Below are 20606 nucleotides of genomic sequence, written 5' to 3' on the forward strand. Positions count from 1 at the left end.
AATAGGGACGGTTACATTTTTGGTAACTCAAAAAATTTATTAAAACTTCTGGAGATTCTTTGATGGCATACTGGCTGCTGAAAACTGAACCAGACAAATATTCCTACTTTAATTTAGAACAGGATGGCAGAACAGTTTGGGATGGAGTCAACAATGCTCTAGCGCTCAAACATATGAGAAATATGCTGGTTGGCGACCTAGTGTTGATTTATCACACAGGCAAAGAACGACAAATCGTAGGCATAGCAGAGGTTATCAGTCAACCTTATGCCGATCCAAAATTAAGCGATTCCAAACGCATAGTTGTAGATATTAGAGCAGTCAAAAGGGTTTCTGTACCTCTCTCACTCACAGCAATTAAGCAGAATGGAGAATTCACAGATTTTGATTTATTGCGGCTTCCCAGGCTTTCTGTCGTGCCAGTATCAGAATTTTACTGGCAAATTATGATTTCATTGACTGACAGTAAAAATAATTGAATGGATGTATTGAAGTAGTAAAACTAAAGAGAAGGACTTTTAAGCAACACATGCAGTTTTTAGATGCAATCAACGTCTATTTTCCTCTGCTAGCTAGTACTACAGAAACAGCAGATAGTTCAATGGTATTAAGCGCAGTGCTACTAAGCTTAGTGATAATTTATCTAGCTAGTAAAGCTGGTGGGGAGTTATCTAACCGAGTAAGTTTACCGCCCGTTTTAGGTGAACTATTAGGAGGTGTGGTTGTGGGCATCTGTGCTTTGCATTTGTTGGTTTTTCCAGAAGGTAGCGCAGACGGTTCTCATTCTTTAATCATGACCTTTTTGCAAATCACTGCGGGTTTAACTCCTGAAGCTACCCCAGCAGTATTTGAAGCACAATCAGAGGTCATTTCTGTGTTAGCAAAACTGGGTGTAATCATTCTGCTATTTGAAATTGGCTTGGAATTGAACTTAAAAAATTTGCTCTCAGTTGGATCCCAAGCCGCCATAGTGGCAGTAGTGGGAGCAATAGTACCTTTTACTGCCGGTACTGTGGGACTAATAACTATATTTGGTATTAGTACTATGCGAGCAGTTTTTGCTGGAGCAGCTTTGACAGCTACTAGTATTGGCATTACATCCAAAGTGCTGTCAGAACTAGGAAAACTCACTTCCAAAGAAGGGCAGATTATTCTGGGTGCTGCTGTGATGGACGATGTATTGGGAATCATTTATCTTAGTGCCAATTTTCTTTGTGACTGTTGGCGCAAAAACAAAGTTAGGAGTGTTGAAACCAGCCATCCCCGGCAATGGAGAAGGTTTAATTATGGACATTTTCCTGATAGCAGTGACCATTATCGGTAAAGTAATTACAGGTTTCAGTGTTTTTGGTGAACGCCAAATAAACCCTTTAGCAATTGGTGTCGGGATGATTCCTCGCGGTGAAGTCGGTTTGGTTTTTGCTGGTGTTGGTGCTGGTAGCCGTGTTCTCTCTAAATCACTAGGGGCAGCAATAATCATGGTGGTTATCCTGACAACCTTTTTAGCTCCGCCTCTTTTACAGTTCGTATTTCCAGAATCAGACAAGTTGATAGCACAGGCAGACAAACTGATTTTAGAGCAAGCCAGTGGGACACCATTGATCGTCGAAAAACCTGAATCGATAGTGTCTACGTCAATGATGGTAAAAGTCGCCAAGACAGCCTTGATTATGGGGATAATTCGAAGAGAAACTGATTGAATGGAAGTAATGGCGACTAGACACCGGAAAAAAAGCAGAATTATCCTCAATCTCCAATTCCCAACCCCCAGTCTCAGGAAACATAGTGCATAAATCTCCGTCCTTGGAGACTGTAAAATTGAGTTTTTGCCTCACTATTATTAGCATTCAAAATGTTATATTTTTCTGGTCTTAACTTGTTTTATAGTGTTAAATTAGATACTTTAAATAAACTAGACATCAGTGAGCGTAACTTTGATGACATCAATGAAAAGTAGTTGAAATTTTTTCCTCAAAAGTATTAATTGCCAGCCATGATACAACTCAGTCCCTCTTGTTGCATCTGAAATACTTTACAGGCGTGAATATTATATCCTGATAGGATCGCAAAGTTAGAGGGAATACTAGTAACTTAAGCCATTAATTGTGTCTTTATAGCAGCACAAAAGTCACAGAACTATGAAAGTGAAAAATTAGGTTGTAACAGTGTGACGATTAGCCAATATGTTGAGATATTGATGGCTCCCATGAACGCAAATCAGGAGAAAGAATTGTGAAATTACACTGGTTACTACCCAGTACCCTAGGAACTATTGTCTTACTATCGTCGCCTGCTGTAGCAGCAAAACTCGAATCTTGGCGTTTTGATGCCAATCAAAATCGTCTGGAAATAGACACTAACGGTGCTGTTCAACCCGAAGCACAACTGATATTCAACCCTACCCGTCTGGTTATTGATTTACCCAACACTACGTTTGGACGGAAACAGTTCACACAGCCGATAGGTGGTGCTGTTCGTGCCGTCCGCGTGGCGCAGTTTGATCCCCAAACAACGCGCATAGTTGTTGAACTCAGTCCTGGCTATACCCTAAACCCCCAGCAGGTGCAATTTGAAAACGTGAGTGCTAGGCGCTGGAGGGTACAATTACCAAGGCCCACACTAGATACCTCGGCTGACCGTAGCCAGGGCAGCCAACCAGAACCTTCTAGAAATATCTACAATGTAGTAACTGTTGACTCGGATGATGATACCAAACCTGATTTCTCTAATAGTATAGTTGCCAGTTTGACCCCAGGCGGAACCCAACTTAAGAGATTACTAGTAACAGGAGATGGTTTTTTTATCCGTACTAACGGCGGCAATCCTGAAGTTAAAATTAATCGCAGCCGCGATCGCAGTACCATCTTTATGGATATAGCTGACGCGAGTTTGTCCACCAGTCTGACGCAGCAAAATAATGAAATTAACAGACATGGTGTTAGTCGCATCGAATTCACAACCTTAAACACCCAACCACCTACCGTTCGCCTGACCTTGCGTGTCAACAAGGACAGCCCAGACTGGCAAGTAAGTAGTAGTAGCGGGGGCGGTTTGGTGGTTTTACCCACTAGTTTTGTTAGGTCACCGGCAAAGGTTAATTCCAACAACTCCCAAAACAATCAGCCTGCACCCCTGGGTACTTCTAGCAGACCAATTGCCAATAATTCCCCAGCAATAATTGAGTCTGTGGAATTGGCTAACAATGATACGCAGTTACTAATTAGAAGCGATAACAAAGTAAATGCTACTAGTGGATGGGATAGATCTTCTGGTTTATTCCGAATAACTATTGCCAATGCTAAATTAGCTACCAACGTTAGAGGTCCGGATTTTAGTGCCAATAGTCCTATTCTCCGGGTACGCTTGCAACCTGAAAACAACACAGTGGTTGTATTGGTGCAACCAGCATCGGGAGTACAAATTGGACAATTAAACCAAGTCAGCAACCAGATTTTGGCTCTAGAATTAAAGGGATCTCGTCAGGTTAGGGTTTTACCTCCAGTTACCCTACCACCCCTACCACCCCCAACCCAAGGGCAACTACCAAGTCCAACTGCCCCTCCCCAACCCAGACCCCAGTCTGCGCCACTTCCAATACCCGCAACCAGAGCAGTGGTGATGATTGACCCTGGGCACGGTGGTCAAGACCCAGGGGCAATTGGTATTGGCGGAATCCGCGAGAAGGATGTAATTTTGCCAATTAGCAAAAGGGTAGCGGAGATTTTGCAGCAAAATGGTGTACAAGCATTATTAACGCGTGATTCTGACTATTTTGTTAGTCTTCCAGGACGAGTGAGCTTGGCGCAACGAGCTAGGGCTGATTTATTTGTAAGCATTCATGCTAATGCCATCAGTTTAAGTCGTCCGGATGTGAATGGTTTGGAAACATATTATTACGACAGTGGTCAGAGTCTAGCTCGCTCGATTCATAGCAGCGTTCTTCAAAATATTAATGTCAGGGATAGAAACGTGCGGCGAGCTAGATTTTACGTTCTCAGAAAAAGCGCCATACCCTCTGTTTTAGTTGAAGTGGGTTTTGTCACAGGTCGGGAAGATGCTGCTAAACTGAGAACCACGGCTTACCAAAATCAAATGGCTGATGCCATCGCTCGTGGTATTCTCCAGTATCTACAACGAAGATAATTAAACCAATATACTGCCTACTTGAATTTTATTAACTGGGAGTAACTGGGTTTGGGGAATTGTGATTCGCTCCTGTTTGGTGTTATCTGCTCCTAGATAACAATTTTTTTAACTCTTGAGGGGATGAGAAAACTAAAACAATGTGATGAGTTCATAAGCCATTAGATCTGTAGCTTCAATACCAGCGAACAATTTTTTGGGAAAAAAAATTCTGATCTGTGAAAGCCGCAGATCAGAATTTTATTGTCACTAGCAAAGTGCAGGCAGTTATACTGTTTGCAAAATATTGGTACTATTAGTCACGAATTTTCTGCTACATTTTGTAATTTATATCCAAAAACCTAAATCAATATCTACCTGTGTATTCATCCTCTATCTTTGACAGCAATCTTGAGAATTGTTTTGATAAAGAGCCACAACGCGCTCCCATCGGTGTTTTTGACAGTGGTGTTGGTGGGCTGACAGTCCTGGGACAACTTTATCGCCATCTACCCAATGAATCTATTATTTACTTTGGAGATACTGCTCGGTTGCCCTATGGCATTCGTTCACAGGCAGAAATTTTACAGTACGTGCGTGAAATTCTTAACTGGATGCAACAGCAACGTGTAAAGTTGGTGATCATGGCTTGTAATACTAGTTCTGCCCTAGCACTAGAAATAGTTCGCAAGGAATTTAGTTTGCCTATTCTCGGAGTCATCCTACCGGGAGCTAAAGCAGCCGTGGAGCAAGGAAAGCGTGTTGGTGTAATTGCTACACCAGCCACCGCTAAAAGTAATGCCTATCGCCATGCTATTCTGGAAATTGATCCGAATGTGCAAGTCTGGCAAGTCAGTTGTCCTGAGTTCGTGCCACTCATTGAGCAAAATCGCATTCATGAACCATACACTCATGAAGTAGCACGTTCGTATTTAGAGCCGTTGATACAGCAGGAAATTGATACCTTGGTTTACGGCTGTACTCATTATCCCCACCTTGCACCAGTACTGCGATCGCTTCTCCCCTCTCAAGTCATATTAATTGATCCAGCTGTACACGTTGTAGCAGCTTGTACTCGAGAGTTAGACCTTCTCGGCTTAAGGAATACATACCCGCCAGTTCCAACTCGCTTTGCTGTCAGCGGTTGTCCACAACAGTTTGCTAAATCCAGTGTGCAATGGCTGGGCCACACTCCAACAGTTGAGTTTGTGGATTTAACTGATACTCCACTTTCCCAAGTTTAATTAATTTTTATTGTCTACGTAACACTACTAGCCTATTGACTATTGACTACCTCAGTTACATGAGGAGTTACTGACACATCTTGCTGGTGTTTTCCTGGGTTATTGGGAGGTAAACTTCTAGGAGGATAGTTTTTGCCGGTTTTCTTGGCCAGCGCTAATAGTAAGTAAACTGTAAACAAATATCCAGCAGCTAAAATAAAAGTCAACATAGGCATCTCCCCGTAAATCATCTTTCTACCAACACCCTTGTCAATGGAATATGTAATTTTTTTAATTAGAAGAAATTTAACCAACCAAGTGTGTACCTGGTGGCTTCAGTCAGCTATAATAAAGCTCGCCGTAAATTTGTAATTATCTACGGTTAGATAAATAATTCTTTGACAGAGCAATGCACAGACCACACACACCACAACAGCTAAACTGCTTTACAGCAACTTCACTGCGCTCCTCAGCAGTCTACCTAGTCTGCATTATTTATGTACATACTTACATGACGAAAGCGAACTTAGCGTTCAACAGAAGCTAAAAAATTGCGGCCGACAACCATGAGGGTACGGCAAAGCTCTACGTCACAAGGCCTAATTGCTGGACAAAGAATCAGGAAATAACTTTCTTTACTCTTAGTTTACAGCGACGACTTATTTCAGAACTTCAAACGCGAACCGGTAAAACTCCTCAGAAGCAGCCTACCTTCGGAAAATCAGTTCTTTAATATTTTAAATCCTTACATTTTAGCGTAACACAATGATCCTGAGTTTTGAACCAAGTTAGGGGTGAAATTTAAAAATTTTCAATGCTTGAATACAATGATCAGACAACCTAGCCATTCCTTGGGGATCTATTGTATGTTTTATTACCTTTATTGAGGAAAATGATGTAAAGTTTTGTATTTTATGTCACCTATGTTAGGCATTAACAAAAATTAATTATTGAGAAAAAGAAGTGGTATTTTTGTACTATAATTTTTACGCAAAACACAAAATGTGATTCTTACTAAAAAATATACAGAAAATATTTAAGTGAGTTTTATTTCTTGAGCGTTGCAGGACTGAGGCAGGAAATATCAAAAAAATATTGGTCTGATCAACAGAATATTTTTCTAAGGAGGAACCACAGCTGTAGACAGTGCCCATAAGGGTTCTATGGAACTTGTCATTCTCGCCAGTGTCAAATGTTGGTGAAGAAGAAACAGCAAATACGTGGGTATTCTCTAATCAAAACTTTGCGCTGGCACAGGGTTATCTTAAAATGAGTATAGGATATGTAAACTTTCGTAACCTAAGCCAGAGTCCGCCCATCCATGACCTCAGCCACCTCCCTGTTTACCCCTGTGGAAGCAGACCTGCGACTGCTAGCAGATAACCTCAAGCAGCTAGTTGGAAATCGCCACCCCATTCTGTTTATGGCAGCCGAACATCTATTCGGAGCTGGGGGAAAGCGTATCAGACCAGCAATTGTTCTGCTGATATCGCGGGCCACAATGTTAGAAAAAGACATAACGCTGCGTCACCGCCGCCTAGCAGAAATCACGGAAATGATACACACGGCAAGCCTAGTGCATGACGATGTAGTAGATGAATCACAAATGCGACGTGGTGTACCTACCGTTCACAGTCTGTTCGGTAATCGCATTGCTGTACTGGCAGGAGATTTTCTTTTCGCCCAATCGTCCTGGTATTTAGCAAACTTAAACAATTTGGAGGTGGTGAAACTACTCTCAGAAGTGATTATGGATCTGGCTACCGGGGAAATCCAGCAAGGAATAAATTGTTTTGATAATGGTATCACCATAGAGACTTACCTCAAAAAGAGCTATTACAAAACAGCCTCGTTAATTGCCAACAGTTCTAAAGCGGCTGGGTTACTTAGTGACGTTTCTCAGGAAACTGCGGAACATCTATACAACTACGGACGCCACCTAGGTCTAGCATTTCAGATTGTTGATGACATTTTAGATTTCACCAGCACAACAGATACTTTGGGAAAACCAGCGGGATCTGATCTCAAAAGTGGTAATCTTACTGCACCGGTTTTATTTGCCTTAGAGGAAAAACCAGACCTGGAAGCCCTGATTGAACGGAAGTTTGACCAGGAAGGTGATCTAGAGCAAGCACTAAGGCTAATTGAAGACAGTCACGGTATACAGCAAGCGCGGGAATTAGCGGCTTACCATGCCAAGTTAGCAGTTGACCATCTGGAAGTTCTTGCAACCTCAGAATCCCGCGAGGCGCTAATTAAAATCGCTGACTACGTACTTAGTCGGCTTTATTAACAAATTTAAAATTTTTAATTTAAAAATTTTAGTTTTTGCAGTTGAGATTTTTAGATGTATCTAATAAATCCCAACTGCAAAATTTATTTATGCAATATCTGGAGGTATATGTTTACCCCTTTGCTGTTGTTTTATCTTTTCTTGCAAGAGATTTTGCAATTCTGAACGTTGGATTTCAAGCGTATGAGTGGTCTGACCCGGCGTTTCCAAAAAAACGACACTATCTACGGGTTCTAATGCCACCAGTTGGAACAAAATGTGGGTAACAGGAACAATTTTAGCTAGCATTTGAGGGTCAAGCCCAGCATGTGAAATTAGGGAGACATCCTGTATGGTAGGAAAAGCGTAGATAACACGTTTTTCCCATCCTGGATTTGCACGATTGCTTAATGTAGTTAAAACCCAACTCTCCTCCGAATTTTGGAGAATATAGTACTGGGGATGGCGCAATTTTTTAGCAACCGTGATCAATACAGGAGCAATTGCTGAAACAAGATGTGGTGTTATGCCATCGCGGGGTGCATTATTAATCAGCAATTGAATTTGTTTTTTTAAATTCATAATGACTTGTCAAATGACTTGTCAACGGCTCGTGGGTAATGGCAAAAGCATCTATTAAATTGTGAACCATAAGAATAGGTACATCCCAATTATTGGACTAGCCTGGGTTTAGCTTATCCGTAAGTCTAAACAGCCAACCAATACCCGTAGTCGTAACAGCTTTTACTTGATTATTTTAGGGTCTTTTGAAAACTGAAACTATGAATTCAGCCGCAACCGCAACAATTCTAACCACAGCAATTTCCACCCCAACCGTTCAGGGGGAAAATTTTATCGGAGTAGAGGGTACATTTCAACTCCTATATGAGGAGCTCCAACAATCAAGTAAAGCTTCCCGGCAGAATTGCCATGATGTAGCATCAAGAATTACGAATGAAGTATACCGAATTTGTCAAGAGAGTAAACGTATCCAGGCTTCCGGTGATGTGGAAAGCTCGGCGATTTCCCTGGCCAGACATCGGCTGCAACAGTGCCTCAGGTACTATCAGTTGGGTTCGAGTCGGGGTAGGGTTGAGTTACACAGTACTCTGAGTGCAATTATTTATCGTTATATGAATCCTCCTCAAAGGCAGTTAAGCTACCAAGGACGGTTGACCATTATTGAAGATTTCCTCCAAGGTTTTTATCTAGAAGCTTTAAATGCTTTCCGGAGGGAAAACCAAATGGGTCTAAGTTATCGTCCCCAAACTCTTCTGGAATTGGCAGAATACATGGCATTTACTGAACGCTATGGTAAGCGGCGAATTCCTTTACCGGGGCGACAACAGCAGCTAATCATCCTGCGAGCCCAAACCTTTTCCCAACAACAACCCCAGGAAACTAATGTAGATATAGAACAAGCTGCAGAAGGTAGTTCTAACGACAATGATGGTTCTTGGGAAGAACCGGTAATACAGCAATTGCGTTCAGCAATGGCCATGCAACCAGAACCAGAACCAGAAGAAGATACTCTACGTTCGGTTGTGATCACAGAACTAATGGATTATCTTGAACAACGGCAACAATCTGATTGTGCTGATTACTTCTCTCTCCGTCTCCAGGATTTATCAACTCAGGAAATTGAATCAATTTTGGGTTTAACTCCGCGTCAGCGGGACTACTTACAGCAACGCTTTAAATATCATTTGATTCGCTTTGCCTTGTTACATCGTTGGGAATTAGTTCATGAGTGGTTGGAAGCCTCACTGAACACTAATTTAGGTTTAACTCCCCAGCAATGGCAAGACTATACAGGACAATTGGAAGACCAACAGCGCTCCTTACTGGAATTGAAACAACAAGGACAGCCAGATGAAAAAATTGCCAAAATTTTGGGATTGTCCACGGCTCAACTGCAAAAACGCTGGTTTAAAATTCTGGAACAAGCATGGGAAATTCGTAACTCCCTAGTATCCGGATCAAGTGCATCTACTCATGAATAGTGTCCCAGAAGCCTTACAACCGAATTTAGTCGCTTGGTGGGTAGCAAATCAAGCTAACACCAGCGAGTCTAAATTTGTAAAGTGTCAGGAAATTGACGGGGTAGATGACCCTCTCAAGGAGGTAGCCGCCTTTACAGGCGGTAAGCCAAAATGGGAAGGACTACTCCAAACCTTTCAACTGGGAGAAATTCCTACTGTGCAAGAACGTTTCCAAGCCGTCCTCAAGCGTCGGTTACAAATCCAAGCTGAAAAGCAGCCTCCTTTATTTCCTTGGGAGTCGCAATTAGTAGAATACCCAGATTTTGTGGAAGAGCGCTCGCTCGCATTAAGTTCCCACTGGGGATGGATTGCACAGCAGTCCAAGCTGAATCTGCCTATACCTTTGCCAGAGAGAGTTTTCCAAGAACTATTGGAAAAATGTCAAGGGTTGCTCACATCTTCGCTACCTCTAGGGGCAAAACTAGTTCAGGTAGTTGAGGGCTTGTTTCCCGATGAGTCACAGACCATCAATGATTTAGCTGGATTGGTACTGAGAACCACCTATCGTTCTGTGAATACTTTGGATACGATACCTCAAATTGATGACGATTACTCCAATTTACAACCACGTCAGCAAATGGCATTGTCATTACTAGCAGCTAAACAAATGCTAGATAATTTGACTCTACCAGTATCATCAGCCAATCCAGTGGTGGAAAGACAATGGCTCACTAGCGCAGGTACTCTGACTTTGAGGGTAGAATACCACTCTCAAAATCACCTGACACAGTTGAGTGTTGATTCTAAATTACCTGCTTCAGGTACTTTGAAATTGCAAGGCAATGGCAACCTAGCAGTAGCAAAGTCAGCCACTCCGGGAAATTTGAGTGTAGAATTATACTGTAATCAACCAGGTTCAACTTACACTCTAGAAGTTGAGTTTCCAGAACTGGACAAACAGCCTTTGCTGTTCGTCATTAGTTTGAGGATTTAGCTGAAATGACCACCCTTAGGGTTTTAAGTTGATTGGCATCAATATTTCGGATGGTTATATTGGTTTGGATCTGATGCAATTAACAATTGGTCATTAGGGTTTCTACTTTATTAACAAGCGGTCATTAATTTTTCTCCGCAACCCACAGCAACAATGACATATGTGAAGATACTAAAATGGGCACGCCTTGCATTCAGGGAGTTCCTTTTTTCTTTTGGGAGGAACTGACATAAAAAAATATAAATCAGCAAGCAAGGCAGTCGTACCAATTTGTATCTGTAATTCAAAGAGTCAGACTCTGTTTGGCTTCACACATAATTCTGTTTGTAGCATTATTGACTCAAATTACTATTAGTTTACATCCCAAACATTCTGTCAATGCGTCTGAGTAAGTCGGTGGGGAAATTTATAACTATGTAACGGAAATTTAACAATGGTTATTATTGTTAAATTTAATACGTAAACTACTATGTTTTCTTGTTTCTCCCCTAGTATTCACCCCATTTATAACGGCATAAGCAAGGTCTAACTCGTCCTCAAACATTTGTCCCGATAGCTCATCTTTTTTCAGATGCTGCTACTCCAATTCAGTTGGGTTCATCTCGGAGCAATATTTAGGCAGAAAAAAGACGTATAAACCGTGACGTTCTCACTTTGACCACAACTGTTTTACTTCTTGGCATCGGTGTATGGCAATGTTGTCCTGTACTACTACTCTTATACGTCCCAATTTTTCCGCCTTTTGGGCTTCATGCTCCATCATTTGGATATAAGATTTGCCATTCACTCCGCCAATAACTAAGCCATAAACAAAGCTGATTAAAGGTTGAAGAAGCCCAATTATGCTTAATCTGCGTCCACGACGCTTTGTTTGCTCTAAATTTTTTTGCTCACCTCGTTGGTAATATGTATAACTTCGCTCACTCCATATACAAAAACCTGATTGGTCCAAATATTTCAGGTCTATTTCTCCCGTAGCAGCAGACAATTCCAACATATCTAAGTCTGCTTCCTTATTTTCTCTAGTTTTCGGGTCTTGTTTTCCTTTGTGGCTCTTTCTGGCTCGTTTCCAAATGACCCCCTTTTTTTGAGTACCCGTCCTAACCTATCGGGGGTCATTTCAATTTGGCGTTCACTGTTGAGTTTTTCAGCTAGTTGAGGGCTGTTATATGTTCGCGGTTCTTGTTTCAAGCATTCTTCCAGATAAACTATGTCTTGTTCTGTGTACTTGGTTTTTCCACCTCTACCTGGTAATTCCCAAAGTCCGTCCAGCCGTAGTTTCTGCCATTTATGCAATACTTCTCTGATTGTTTGTGGAGTCCAATTAAAATGATTTGCTATTTTTTCTACGTACCAGCCATGTGCATTTAACCTCACTACCTCTGCTCGGTCTTTGACTTTCTGTGGCACATCATCCACAGTTCCCAGTTTTAACAGCATTTCGTCTTGCTTACGAGTTAAAAATACCCTCAAACGAGCGCCCATATGTCTATCACCTTGGTAGATGTCTTCTCCGTATTTACTTGTCTTTACATAGGTTGCTTTTTTCACGCTGACTTACTTACAACATCCCTTTGTTTATATTTTCACTGTTTAACTTATCCAGGATCAATCAGCTTTGACTTCTACCTATGGGTCGTTACTGGTGGCAAAATGTCCGGGGATCAGGGTCAACAGCAGTGGGAAATGGAATTTCCTTGAGGGTAATTAACTAGCTGCTGATTTGCTCACCTTCCCTTACTAATGCTATGCCTCACTCATGGCATATATACCACTTAGTAAAGCCATCAAGTTTCTGGGGTTGCACCCTAACACATTGAGGAGATATGGTGCGGTGTTTATTTGTGTCGGCAAGCTTTTTCTGTGGTCAACCAATACTGACATTTAAACCATACAACCAGTGTACCACTCACTAAAAAAGAGTGATGATTATAAAACTTTGCCCAGTAAAGTTGGCCAACTGGTCTTCAAGCAAGTAGATAAATGGTTTAAACCCTATCAAGAAGCCAAGAAAAAATATAGTTTAAACCCAGGCAAGTTTTTAGGTGAGCCAAAATTACCTAAATACAAAAACAAGCAAAAAGGGCGAAATTTTTAGGAAATATCTCGTCCCTATCAGTTACCCTGGCTACCTATGTCACCAAATTTGTGCTAAATCAAACCTTGTTTTTTCAGCATGGATAATGCATTTTCGGCAGCTTGTTTTTCAGCTTCCTTCTTACCACGACCTTTTCCTGTGCCATAAAGCTGGTTACCAACCAAAACCTTAGCCAGATATTCTGGAGCATGATCCTCACCTCCGATTCGTTTGGTGTCATACTTAGGTAATAAAGAGCCAAAATTTACCTGTACCCACTCTTGCAATTGATTTTTTGACTGGACTTGAGAACGGATTTCCATAATTGCTGGAGGGACAGAGTTAAATAAATCTTCAATAACAGGGCGAATTTTTTCAATCTTCCGGTCACGATCTAAATAATAGGCTCCCACCACTGATTCAAAAGTGCTACTTAATAAATTAGGGCTCTTACGTCCTCCATCTAGCATTGCTCCTCTTCCCAAGCGCATTCTGGAGTCTAAACCAACTTCAATGGCAAATTTAGCCAATTGCTTTTCATCCACTAGCGCCGATCTTCGGCGCGTCATTTCATCTTCTCCCATTTCTTGATAGCGAGTATAAAGATACTCACCACTGATGAAAGTCAGCAGGGCATCACCTAAAAACTCCAAGCGCTCATTATGCTTTTCACCAGGATGTTCATTAGCATAGGAACGGTGAGTCAACGCTTGCCGCAAGAGAGCTTCGTTGTAAAAATTTAACAATTCATGCATTTCTTGTCTGTTTCTTGACTCTTTTTGATGTAAAATGTTAGCATCAAGTGCTTATTAATATCAAATTCAGAATACTGTTGAGTTGGCTTAAAAAAACAGAATTCGTGTGTTGATACTGTGAATCCCTGGCTTGTACTTTTCTCGTCGTATTGAGCAGTTACAATCACCCTCTTAACCTTACTCCTCATCTATAGCTCCGGCAGTTTCCCAATTCTCAACAACGGCCACAGTCAAGACTATTGAAGCGTTTGGTCGATTTTTCATAATTGCCTCTGATGAAGTTGATACCTGAGGACAACCATAAGTACTCACATATCATATCCTGCCAACTCAAAACCGGCAGTAAGTCTCAATGCTAAAAACAAGATCAAAGTCTAAATATTAACAAAACATTAGAATTATTTTCGGCTTGAGAACTGCTTTGATGTCAAATATGACATGGTTGTTATCTCTTTGCCAAGGGTATTGAGTAATTGGGTGATGTGTAGGTCAAGGAAACCATTTTTGCTGATGACTGATGACGGCCTCTTGTAAAGAAAGAGTCATTGCATCTGGTTTTAATCTCAACTCAACTTAAAATAATTTAACATCAGTTCATTAGTCAGTTGATTAGATTGTATTTTTACGATTTTGCATACATCTTGGGGCATATTTTAATAATATTCAGCTATTTATTAGCTAAAAAAACCATTTGTCAATTAAAAACTCAGGCTGGCTGGATTTAAAGCGTTGTAACTCCTGTTTTTTGGCGATAACATGGAATAATTACTTTACGAGATTGTCACACCACATTCGGTGTCAGTTTTTTATGGAAATACAATTAATTAACATTGGTTTCGGAAACATCGTCTCTGCCAACCGAGTGGTTGCCATCGTCAGTCCAGAGTCTGCGCCCATCAAACGCATCATTACCGATGCACGGGACAGAGGTCAACTAGTAGATGCAACTTACGGTCGTCGGACAAGGGCTGTGATTATCACCGATTCCAGCCACGTAATCCTTTCGGCAATTCAACCGGAAACAGTAGCGAATAGGTTTGTCATTTCCCGAGACCATCACAGTGTAGATAACTGATTGCACATGGGTCAATAACCCTACCCTACTTGCATCACATCGGCGGTACGATGTGAATTAGACAAGTTTTCTGTCACTCGTGCTACACATTCGTTGGTCAAAGGTTCCTCTGATAACGAAAACACAGCTAATGATTCAGGAATAATGTTTACTAATTAATTCTCAGTTTAAACGGATGATGCAAGTTTTACCTATCCAAAGTGATGCTCACACAAAAGAAAGCCCCTCTCCCGGTAGGCTAATTGTTTTAACTGGCCCCAGTGGAGTCGGTAAAGGCACTCTAATGCAAGAGCTGTTAAAACGTCATCCGGAACTTTACTATTCTGTATCCGCGACGACTCGTTCTCCTCGTCCAGGAGAAATTAACGGCCAAAATTATTACTTTATTAGCCGCAGTAAGTTTGAACAATTAGTTGCCCAAGGTGAATTCTTGGAATGGGCAGAATTTGCTGGTAATTATTACGGCACGCCCCGCGAAGCTGTGCTGAACCAAGTTCAATCTGGCAAGTTGGTGGTGCTGGAAATTGAATTAGAAGGAGCAAGACAAATCCGTACTTCTTTCCATGGCACTCTCAGCATTTTCATTTTACCGCCTTCTCTGAATGAATTAGAAAGCCGTATACGTGGACGCGCCCAAGATTCTGAAGATGCGATCGCTCGTCGCCTGTGCCGCGCCCAAGAAGAAATTCAGGCCGCAGACGAATTTGATGTTCAAATCGTTAATGACGATCTACACAATGCTCTCAACGCTATAGAAGCAACTTTATTTGGATAGTTCAAACTTTTGATAGTAATACTATTTCTCTATGTCCTTTGCCTCCCTTGTGGTTAGTTCCAGGCTACACTGGGCTTTGCTAACACCTAGTCGGCGATTTGGGCTACGCCGCGTAAGCTACCACAGGGAATTGATACTAAGCATTTTTCACGCCAAACTCAAAAGGACACAAACCAAGAGCAGAGCTTTTCGTTTGTGTCCTGAGAATAAAAACAGGGCATTGAGCCCGGGTAATACTCAACCATAAATAAGCAGGTATTACGAAAGCTGAATGCCTAATTAATAAAAAATGAAATCAACCAAACAGAGCTTGAATGAGTCCCAAATTGCTAGTCAAGAAATAAGCGACAACTGCACCGCCAATGCCACCAATTAAGAAAGAACTGGCAAAATTGTTCCAGCTTTCTTTGGAGTTGAAAGCATCGACAGGTGGGTTCGGAACAGTTACGCTGGCAACTGCTTTGGAAGGATTGCTATTGGCATACAAGGATAGGCAGGCAGTAAGAATCACAACCAAGCCAACAGATCCCAATAACCCAGCTAAATTAGCATTAGGGGCATTACGTAGAGGACCGAGTTTAGCGAAGGGCCCAAATAGCAAGTAACCATGAGCCATGCCAACTTCTAGCCCACGTCTAGAAGGATTAAGACCTTGACGATAAGCGGGCAAGTTATTAATGAACCACTTAACCAAGGGAGAAGAATTAATGGGGGTTTCTAGGTTGCCTAGCTGGGGATCACGTCCGGCTGGAGAAACAACCTCGCGATTTCTTGGATCGCTGGGGAGACTTTTTGATGAATTTACTGCTTGGTTCATATTTTGTCTTTGCCTTTAAATTAAAGTGGTGGCATTTTTATATTATTAATAATAATTGTAGCTAAAAATGTTTTTTGCTTTAGAAGTTAAAAAAAATTAATTTACTTACTTTGATTAAATAATGAAACTCCTAATTAGGAGTTTCATTAGCTATATTTGCTGATAATTGGAGTGATAATTTCGCCTGATTGGACGGAGAAATTCAACTGTACAACATTCAGCAGAAAATTCTATTTTCTACCTATGGCAGTGGGTGGAAAAGTAGGTCAGGGAAAAAGCGGTTAAATTCAATTAAAATCCCTGCCGTAATGGTTAGCCAAATAGTAGCTGCCACGGGAGCTGTAGAAATAAATTTGATGAAATAGGATGATTGATCCTCTTTATCTGCCATGAATTTAGTCTCCAAAACAAATGAATTAAGTGAGGAAGAATTAACGCGGGGAAACAGTGATTTCTGAATCTTTAGCAGTTAATTCGCCTGAAAGGAATTCTTTGAGGGCTGCTACAGGCCAAGCAAAGCCTGTGGTGATAATGGGTAGTGCCAAACCAAGGTCGATTTGGATTTCTTTTGCTTCGGTATCGGATTCCTTTTTGATTGCTTGCAAGTAGGCGCGACCTACCCAGCCAATCCAACCAGCAATATACAAAAAGAGAATGCTGGGAATTAGGAAATCACCAGCCCGGTCAAGACGACCATCTACAATCAAGTGAGGGTAACCTTCAGGTCCACATAATGCTTGAGAATAACGCTCAAACCGCTTTTTACCCGATTCAGGATCAGCGGTGGTGTTACGGGCATTTTTTGCTAGCTCTTGAAAGGCGGAAGAGTCTTTACAGGGTACCAAGTCAGCCCCAAGCGCTTGGGCAGGGGGAGCAAAATTGGACCAAAGACAAATCGCTAAAATCAAAGCAAACAATCGTCTCATAGATTTGTTTCCTTTTATTACAAAACGAAAAGTTTCTTGTACAAAACGAAGCGGCTTGTACATTTCTTTATTTCCATAACTAGCAAGTAATCATACTCTTGGCTGGGAATTGAGTAAAGTTTAAGTAAATAAAAGTTAAAGCTTCTCAAACAAATCGTTACTTAACACAAACCTACAATGGCAACTGTTTTAGCAATAGAAACCAGCTGCGATGAAACTGCCGTCGCAATTGTGAACAAACGTCAAGTTTATAGCAGTATCGTAGCTTCGCAAATCCTAGTTCATGGTCAATATGGCGGGGTAGTGCCAGAGGTGGCATCCCGTCAGCATTTAGAAACAATCAATGAAGCGATCGCTCAGGCTTTACAGCAAGCCAAACTAGACTGGGATCAAATAGATGGCATTGCGGCCACCTGCGCTCCTGGACTGGTAGGAGCACTTTTAGTGGGGTTAACTGCGGCTAAAACTTTAGCGGTGTTACACAATAAACCTTTTTTGGGAGTGCATCACCTCGAAGGTCATATTTACGCGACTTATTTGAGCGAGCCAACTTTAGATCCCCCATTTCTTAGCTTACTCGTTTCCGGTGGACATACAAGCTTGATTTACGTTAAAGATTGTGGTGGTTACGAAACCTTAGGAGAAACTCGTGATGATGCGGCAGGTGAAGCCTTTGATAAAGTAGCGCGGTTGTTAAAGTTGGGTTATCCCGGGGGACCTGTCATTGACCAACTGGCACAAACAGGTAATCCCCGCGCCTTTACTTTGCCAGAAGGTAAAATTTCTTTACCGGGTGGGGGATATCATCCCTATGACAACAGTTTTAGCGGCTTAAAAACGGCAGTACTGCGCTTAATGCAGGAATTAGAGAAAAGTGAAGAACCAGTGCCGGTGGCTGATTTAGCAGCTAGCTTTCAAGAAACCGTAGCCCAGTCTCTTACTAAAAGAGCGATCGCCTGTGCCCTCGATTATAATCTCAACACCATTGCCGTTGGTGGAGGGGTAGCAGCGAACAGCAGCCTGAGAAAAATCTTACGGGCATCTGCCGCGGAGCATAACTTGGGAGTTTTGTTCCCACCTCTAAAATACTGTACTGATAACGCTGCCATGATTGCGTGCGCCGCCTCTCATCACCTATCACTTGGTCATACATCATCTTTGACTTTGGGTGTTGAGTCTAGGTTGCCACTCAGCCAGGTAATGAAATTGTATATTTCGTAATTCGTAATTAGTTGACACCCAGGGAATGTACAAGGGCGGTTTCCCCTGGGGTAACCTTCTAGGGTGAGATGAAGGATGAGGTTACCGTGACTATGAATAAATATGAAAAAATCTGAAAAATTACCATCAACCATTAACTATTGACCTGATGTGAGCAGCAACTGCATCTGGCTGTTCTAACATTGCCAAGTGACCACAGTCAGAAATTTCAATGACATTGTCGCCAGTATACTGAAAAAGTCGATGGAAACTAGCTAAATGGCGAACATACTTCGGTTCCATAACTTTGTCATCAGTACCAGCTAAAAAATAAACTGGCTGCTGCAATTCAGATACTAAATGAGGTAAACGGTTGATTTCTTCCTCGGTTGTGGAGTCTAGCAATGTTCCCAATGCAGCTTCTGGGTCAGCCATCACAAAATCAATTACTCGCTGACGGGCCCAATAACGATCTAGTGGACGAGCTACACTCGCTCTGCTAAACAACAAATCAATTAAAGGCAGATGAGATAGCCACCGCGGGCGCACCTGCAAAAATCTTTGACCAGCTGAACGAAACCGCTCAAAGGCTTCTTTGAGATAAATACCACCACCTGCGTTGATACATATAACTCCTTTAACAGATTCAGGTATTTGAGCCGCTGCCCAAAGCGCGATTGTACCTCCCAAGGAATGCCCAATCAGCCAAGCACTAGTAATATTCATCTGTTCGAGAAGGGCGGCTAAATCCTGAGCATAAACAGCTGGTGTATAAATAGAGTCAAAAGGTAAACTCAATTGATCATTAGAAGTCAAGTTAACAGAACCTTCTGCCTGATTAAAATCTGCTTCTGGGCGAGATTTCGATTCACCAAAACCGCGCAGATCATAAGACAGGCACTGCAAATCAGCTGACAGTCGGGAAATTACAGGCTGCCAATACCCACGACTGTTGAGCCAACCGTGAATAAACACTAAAGTATGGGGATAGGAAGTGGGAGCTGTTAGTTCGTATGCGTGTGGAACGCCCAAAATTTCAATGGTTGCCATACTTAATATCGTAACCTGAAGAATGGGTGTAACTAAATTAGGATTGGGGACTAGAGAATTTTAGTTTTTAAATTAGATTGCAATGTAAAATTAAAAATTCAAAGTTCAAAATTTCTTACCACTACCGAGTCTCAGAGACGCGTTCCTCTGCTGCTGAAGAACCCTTGTTGTGGTGAGCAACGCCTCCCTAGGGGAATTTCATTGTATATTTCTTCACTTAACAACATTAACTTCACACTTAGAGCAATTTTGTGTCCCAAATATTCAGGAATCAAATTTTAATTTGAACCTGAGGGGAGGTTGGAAACCCAGTGGCTTTAGCTCTGAGAAGAAATCCGAACAACTTCTGAGGATATCCGTGGCTTCAGTCCGGAGAGCGTACACTGATCTTCTCCGCTTTTTGGGAAATTTCTCCTGGGGTCTACAACAAAATGCTAAAATCAAAAATGATTGGTGTAAAACACGCCATAAAAAGCAGTTGCCATGAAGAATCCCGGAAATATCTAAAAAAACTAGATATGGAGGGTATTTGAGGTTTCAGCTTTGTAGAACGTGAATCAACACTCCCAAAAAGTGGAAGCCAATTTAGTTATACTACCCGAACCACGTTGGCATGGGTTTTTGGAAAACTTGGTTTAATAATCCTGAGTCAGTAGCGACAAGTAAAACAACCTCTTTTGAAGAAATTACAGGGTCTGTTTCGGGCGAATCTAACCCTAATAAGACTAGCGAGGCTTCTCAGAATGAGGCTCGCATAGTTTTTAGTTCGGAGCGAGATATTGACCTGTATGAATTAGAGGAACTTTGTGACTCAGTTGGTTGGTCGCGTCGCCCTTTAAGGAAAGTAAAAAAAGCCATTGAGCATAGTTTTCTCGTAGCCTCTATGTGGCAAGTGCGAGGAAATCAAAGACGTCTGATTGGTTTCGCTCGTGCTACCTCAGACCATGCGTTTAATGCCACTATTTGGGATGTGGTAGTTCACCCAGACTTTCAAGGTAAAGGACTGGGTAAGGCGCTGATGAAATACGTACTCAAAAAACTCAGAACCGAAGAGATTAGCAATGTTACTCTCTTTGCTGATCCTCATGTTGTGGATTTTTATCGGGGTATGGGTTTCATGTCAGACCCAGAAGGTATTAAAGGTATGTTTTGGTATCCGCACTAATGTTGAACAAAAAGTTCTGTTGGCGAAAATTTGGGGTTAAAACCCCGTCCTCCTAGGACGGCTTTGCCAATGCTTTGGGACAATACCAGGAAGTGTCCATACTACATTGGGATACTTCAAACCGATGGGGAGTGATTGTAAGATTGCTTCAGTAGCAAGTTACTGCACAGTGT

At 41.8% G+C, this 20606-nt stretch carries 18 protein-coding genes and 2 pseudogenes; 11 read left to right on the plus strand and 9 right to left on the minus strand.

From position 1 onward, the window contains the following. Nucleotides 1-62 precede the first annotated feature (62 nt). From NWP25_RS17040 to murI, 4 genes and pseudogenes are all read left to right on the plus strand, one after another. Nucleotides 63-479, plus strand: coding sequence for an EVE domain-containing protein (locus NWP25_RS17040; protein WP_280657308.1), 417 nt, complete (start codon nucleotides 63-65; stop codon nucleotides 477-479). 50 nt (nucleotides 480-529) lie between these two features. Further along, a pseudogene (locus NWP25_RS17045) lies at nucleotides 530-1700 on the plus strand (cation:proton antiporter). Between the two features lie 532 nt (nucleotides 1701-2232). Beyond that, nucleotides 2233-4143 carry an N-acetylmuramoyl-L-alanine amidase gene (locus NWP25_RS17050; RefSeq protein WP_280699851.1) on the plus strand — a complete coding sequence of 637 codons (1911 nt, stop codon included), beginning with the start codon at nucleotides 2233-2235 and terminating at the stop codon, nucleotides 4141-4143. A gap of 359 nt (nucleotides 4144-4502) precedes the next feature. Beyond that, nucleotides 4503-5366, plus strand: coding sequence for a glutamate racemase (murI, locus tag NWP25_RS17055; protein ID WP_280652676.1), 864 nt, complete (start codon nucleotides 4503-4505; stop codon nucleotides 5364-5366). A 32-nt stretch (nucleotides 5367-5398) separates the two neighbouring features. Here murI and NWP25_RS17060 read toward each other — a convergent pair whose 3' ends face one another. Beyond that, entirely contained in the window at nucleotides 5399-5575 is a 177-nt protein-coding gene (locus tag NWP25_RS17060) for a hypothetical protein (protein ID WP_280652675.1), read from the minus strand. A 1091-nt stretch (nucleotides 5576-6666) separates the two neighbouring features. Here NWP25_RS17060 and sds point away from each other — a divergent pair. After that, on the plus strand, nucleotides 6667-7638 hold the full coding sequence (sds, locus tag NWP25_RS17065; RefSeq protein WP_280652674.1) for a solanesyl diphosphate synthase: 972 nt from the start codon (nucleotides 6667-6669) through the stop codon (nucleotides 7636-7638). Nucleotides 7639-7725: 87 nt separating this feature from the next. Here the strand turns inward: sds and NWP25_RS17070 are convergent, their stop codons facing one another. Further along, entirely contained in the window at nucleotides 7726-8199 is a 474-nt protein-coding gene (locus NWP25_RS17070; protein ID WP_280652673.1) for a hypothetical protein, read from the minus strand. Between the two features lie 200 nt (nucleotides 8200-8399). On the opposite strand from NWP25_RS17070, the gene hetZ reads away from it, so the two are divergent. Together hetZ and NWP25_RS17080 are read left to right on the plus strand one after the other, a co-directional pair. Continuing rightward, nucleotides 8400-9620 (plus strand): heterocyst differentiation protein HetZ, encoded by a 1221-nt coding sequence (hetZ, locus tag NWP25_RS17075; RefSeq protein ID WP_280652672.1) that lies wholly within the window; start codon nucleotides 8400-8402, stop codon nucleotides 9618-9620. After that, nucleotides 9613-10593, plus strand: coding sequence for a PatU (locus NWP25_RS17080; RefSeq protein ID WP_280652671.1), 981 nt, complete (start codon nucleotides 9613-9615; stop codon nucleotides 10591-10593). The genes hetZ and NWP25_RS17080 overlap by 8 nt, the downstream gene beginning before the upstream one ends. Before the next feature lie 652 nt (nucleotides 10594-11245). Here the strand turns inward: NWP25_RS17080 and NWP25_RS17085 are convergent. From NWP25_RS17085 to NWP25_RS17095, 3 genes and pseudogenes are all read right to left on the minus strand, one after another. Then, nucleotides 11246-12078 (minus strand): annotated as a pseudogene (locus NWP25_RS17085) (IS630 family transposase); the annotation flags it as partial. 666 nt (nucleotides 12079-12744) lie between these two features. Then, nucleotides 12745-13425: a ribonuclease III gene (rnc, locus tag NWP25_RS17090; protein ID WP_280652670.1), complete on the minus strand. Its 681-nt coding sequence runs from the start codon at nucleotides 13423-13425 to the stop codon at nucleotides 12745-12747. A gap of 177 nt (nucleotides 13426-13602) precedes the next feature. Then, complete coding sequence (locus NWP25_RS17095; RefSeq protein ID WP_280652669.1) at nucleotides 13603-13737, minus strand: hypothetical protein; 135 nt, start codon at nucleotides 13735-13737, stop codon at nucleotides 13603-13605. A 496-nt stretch (nucleotides 13738-14233) separates the two neighbouring features. On the opposite strand from NWP25_RS17095, the gene remA reads away from it, so the two are divergent. Both remA and gmk read left to right on the plus strand, forming a co-directional pair. Continuing rightward, nucleotides 14234-14500, plus strand: coding sequence for an extracellular matrix/biofilm regulator RemA (gene remA / locus NWP25_RS17100; RefSeq protein ID WP_200987823.1), 267 nt, complete (start codon nucleotides 14234-14236; stop codon nucleotides 14498-14500). Nucleotides 14501-14675: 175 nt separating this feature from the next. Further along, nucleotides 14676-15275: a guanylate kinase gene (gene gmk, locus NWP25_RS17105; RefSeq protein WP_280652668.1), complete on the plus strand. Its 600-nt coding sequence runs from the start codon at nucleotides 14676-14678 to the stop codon at nucleotides 15273-15275. A 295-nt stretch (nucleotides 15276-15570) separates the two neighbouring features. Here the strand turns inward: gmk and NWP25_RS17110 are convergent, their stop codons facing one another. The 3 genes from NWP25_RS17110 to NWP25_RS17120 all read right to left on the minus strand — a co-directional run bounded on the left by NWP25_RS17110 (nucleotide 15571) and on the right by NWP25_RS17120 (nucleotide 17018). Beyond that, nucleotides 15571-16092: a photosystem I reaction center protein subunit XI gene (locus NWP25_RS17110; RefSeq protein WP_280652667.1), complete on the minus strand. Its 522-nt coding sequence runs from the start codon at nucleotides 16090-16092 to the stop codon at nucleotides 15571-15573. Nucleotides 16093-16333: 241 nt separating this feature from the next. After that, nucleotides 16334-16483 (minus strand): photosystem I reaction center subunit IX, encoded by a 150-nt coding sequence (psaJ, locus tag NWP25_RS17115; RefSeq protein WP_280652666.1) that lies wholly within the window; start codon nucleotides 16481-16483, stop codon nucleotides 16334-16336. Between the two features lie 40 nt (nucleotides 16484-16523). Then, nucleotides 16524-17018: a Photosystem I reaction center subunit III gene (locus tag NWP25_RS17120; RefSeq protein WP_280652665.1), complete on the minus strand. Its 495-nt coding sequence runs from the start codon at nucleotides 17016-17018 to the stop codon at nucleotides 16524-16526. Between the two features lie 177 nt (nucleotides 17019-17195). Here NWP25_RS17120 and tsaD point away from each other — a divergent pair, with 177 nt between their 5' ends. Next, nucleotides 17196-18239 (plus strand): tRNA (adenosine(37)-N6)-threonylcarbamoyltransferase complex transferase subunit TsaD, encoded by a 1044-nt coding sequence (tsaD, locus tag NWP25_RS17125; protein ID WP_280657303.1) that lies wholly within the window; start codon nucleotides 17196-17198, stop codon nucleotides 18237-18239. Nucleotides 18240-18365: 126 nt separating this feature from the next. Here tsaD and NWP25_RS17130 read toward each other — a convergent pair whose 3' ends face one another. Further along, nucleotides 18366-19268, minus strand: a complete 903-nt coding sequence (locus NWP25_RS17130; RefSeq protein WP_280652663.1) for an alpha/beta fold hydrolase — start codon at nucleotides 19266-19268, stop codon at nucleotides 18366-18368. A 613-nt stretch (nucleotides 19269-19881) separates the two neighbouring features. Here NWP25_RS17130 and NWP25_RS17135 point away from each other — a divergent pair. After that, on the plus strand, nucleotides 19882-20433 hold the full coding sequence (locus NWP25_RS17135) for a GNAT family N-acetyltransferase (protein WP_280652662.1): 552 nt from the start codon (nucleotides 19882-19884) through the stop codon (nucleotides 20431-20433). The last annotated feature ends 173 nt before the right edge of the window (nucleotides 20434-20606 follow it).

The sequence above is a fragment of the Umezakia ovalisporum Ak1311 genome, assembly GCF_029891685.1.
GTDB classification, from domain to species: domain Bacteria; phylum Cyanobacteriota; class Cyanobacteriia; order Cyanobacteriales; family Nostocaceae; genus Umezakia; species Umezakia ovalisporum.

Excerpts from the sequence above, each read along its gene's own strand:
- NWP25_RS17040 (WP_280657308.1), top strand. The coding sequence starts at position 63 with ATGGCATACTGGCTGCTGAAAACTGAACCAGACAAATATTCCTACTTT.
- NWP25_RS17060 (WP_280652675.1), bottom strand. The coding sequence starts at position 5,575 with ATGTTGACTTTTATTTTAGCTGCTGGATATTTGTTTACAGTTTACTTA.
- sds (WP_280652674.1), top strand. The coding sequence starts at position 6,667 with ATGACCTCAGCCACCTCCCTGTTTACCCCTGTGGAAGCAGACCTGCGA.
- NWP25_RS17070 (WP_280652673.1), bottom strand. The coding sequence starts at position 8,199 with ATGAATTTAAAAAAACAAATTCAATTGCTGATTAATAATGCACCCCGC.
- hetZ (WP_280652672.1), top strand. The coding sequence starts at position 8,400 with ATGAATTCAGCCGCAACCGCAACAATTCTAACCACAGCAATTTCCACC.
- NWP25_RS17080 (WP_280652671.1), top strand. The coding sequence starts at position 9,613 with ATGAATAGTGTCCCAGAAGCCTTACAACCGAATTTAGTCGCTTGGTGG.
- rnc (WP_280652670.1), bottom strand. The coding sequence starts at position 13,425 with ATGCATGAATTGTTAAATTTTTACAACGAAGCTCTCTTGCGGCAAGCG.
- remA (WP_200987823.1), top strand. The coding sequence starts at position 14,234 with ATGGAAATACAATTAATTAACATTGGTTTCGGAAACATCGTCTCTGCC.
- gmk (WP_280652668.1), top strand. The coding sequence starts at position 14,676 with ATGATGCAAGTTTTACCTATCCAAAGTGATGCTCACACAAAAGAAAGC.
- NWP25_RS17110 (WP_280652667.1), bottom strand. The coding sequence starts at position 16,092 with ATGAACCAAGCAGTAAATTCATCAAAAAGTCTCCCCAGCGATCCAAGA.
- psaJ (WP_280652666.1), bottom strand. The coding sequence starts at position 16,483 with ATGGCAGATAAAGAGGATCAATCATCCTATTTCATCAAATTTATTTCT.
- NWP25_RS17120 (WP_280652665.1), bottom strand. The coding sequence starts at position 17,018 with ATGAGACGATTGTTTGCTTTGATTTTAGCGATTTGTCTTTGGTCCAAT.
- tsaD (WP_280657303.1), top strand. The coding sequence starts at position 17,196 with ATGGCAACTGTTTTAGCAATAGAAACCAGCTGCGATGAAACTGCCGTC.
- NWP25_RS17130 (WP_280652663.1), bottom strand. The coding sequence starts at position 19,268 with ATGGCAACCATTGAAATTTTGGGCGTTCCACACGCATACGAACTAACA.
- NWP25_RS17135 (WP_280652662.1), top strand. The coding sequence starts at position 19,882 with ATGGGTTTTTGGAAAACTTGGTTTAATAATCCTGAGTCAGTAGCGACA.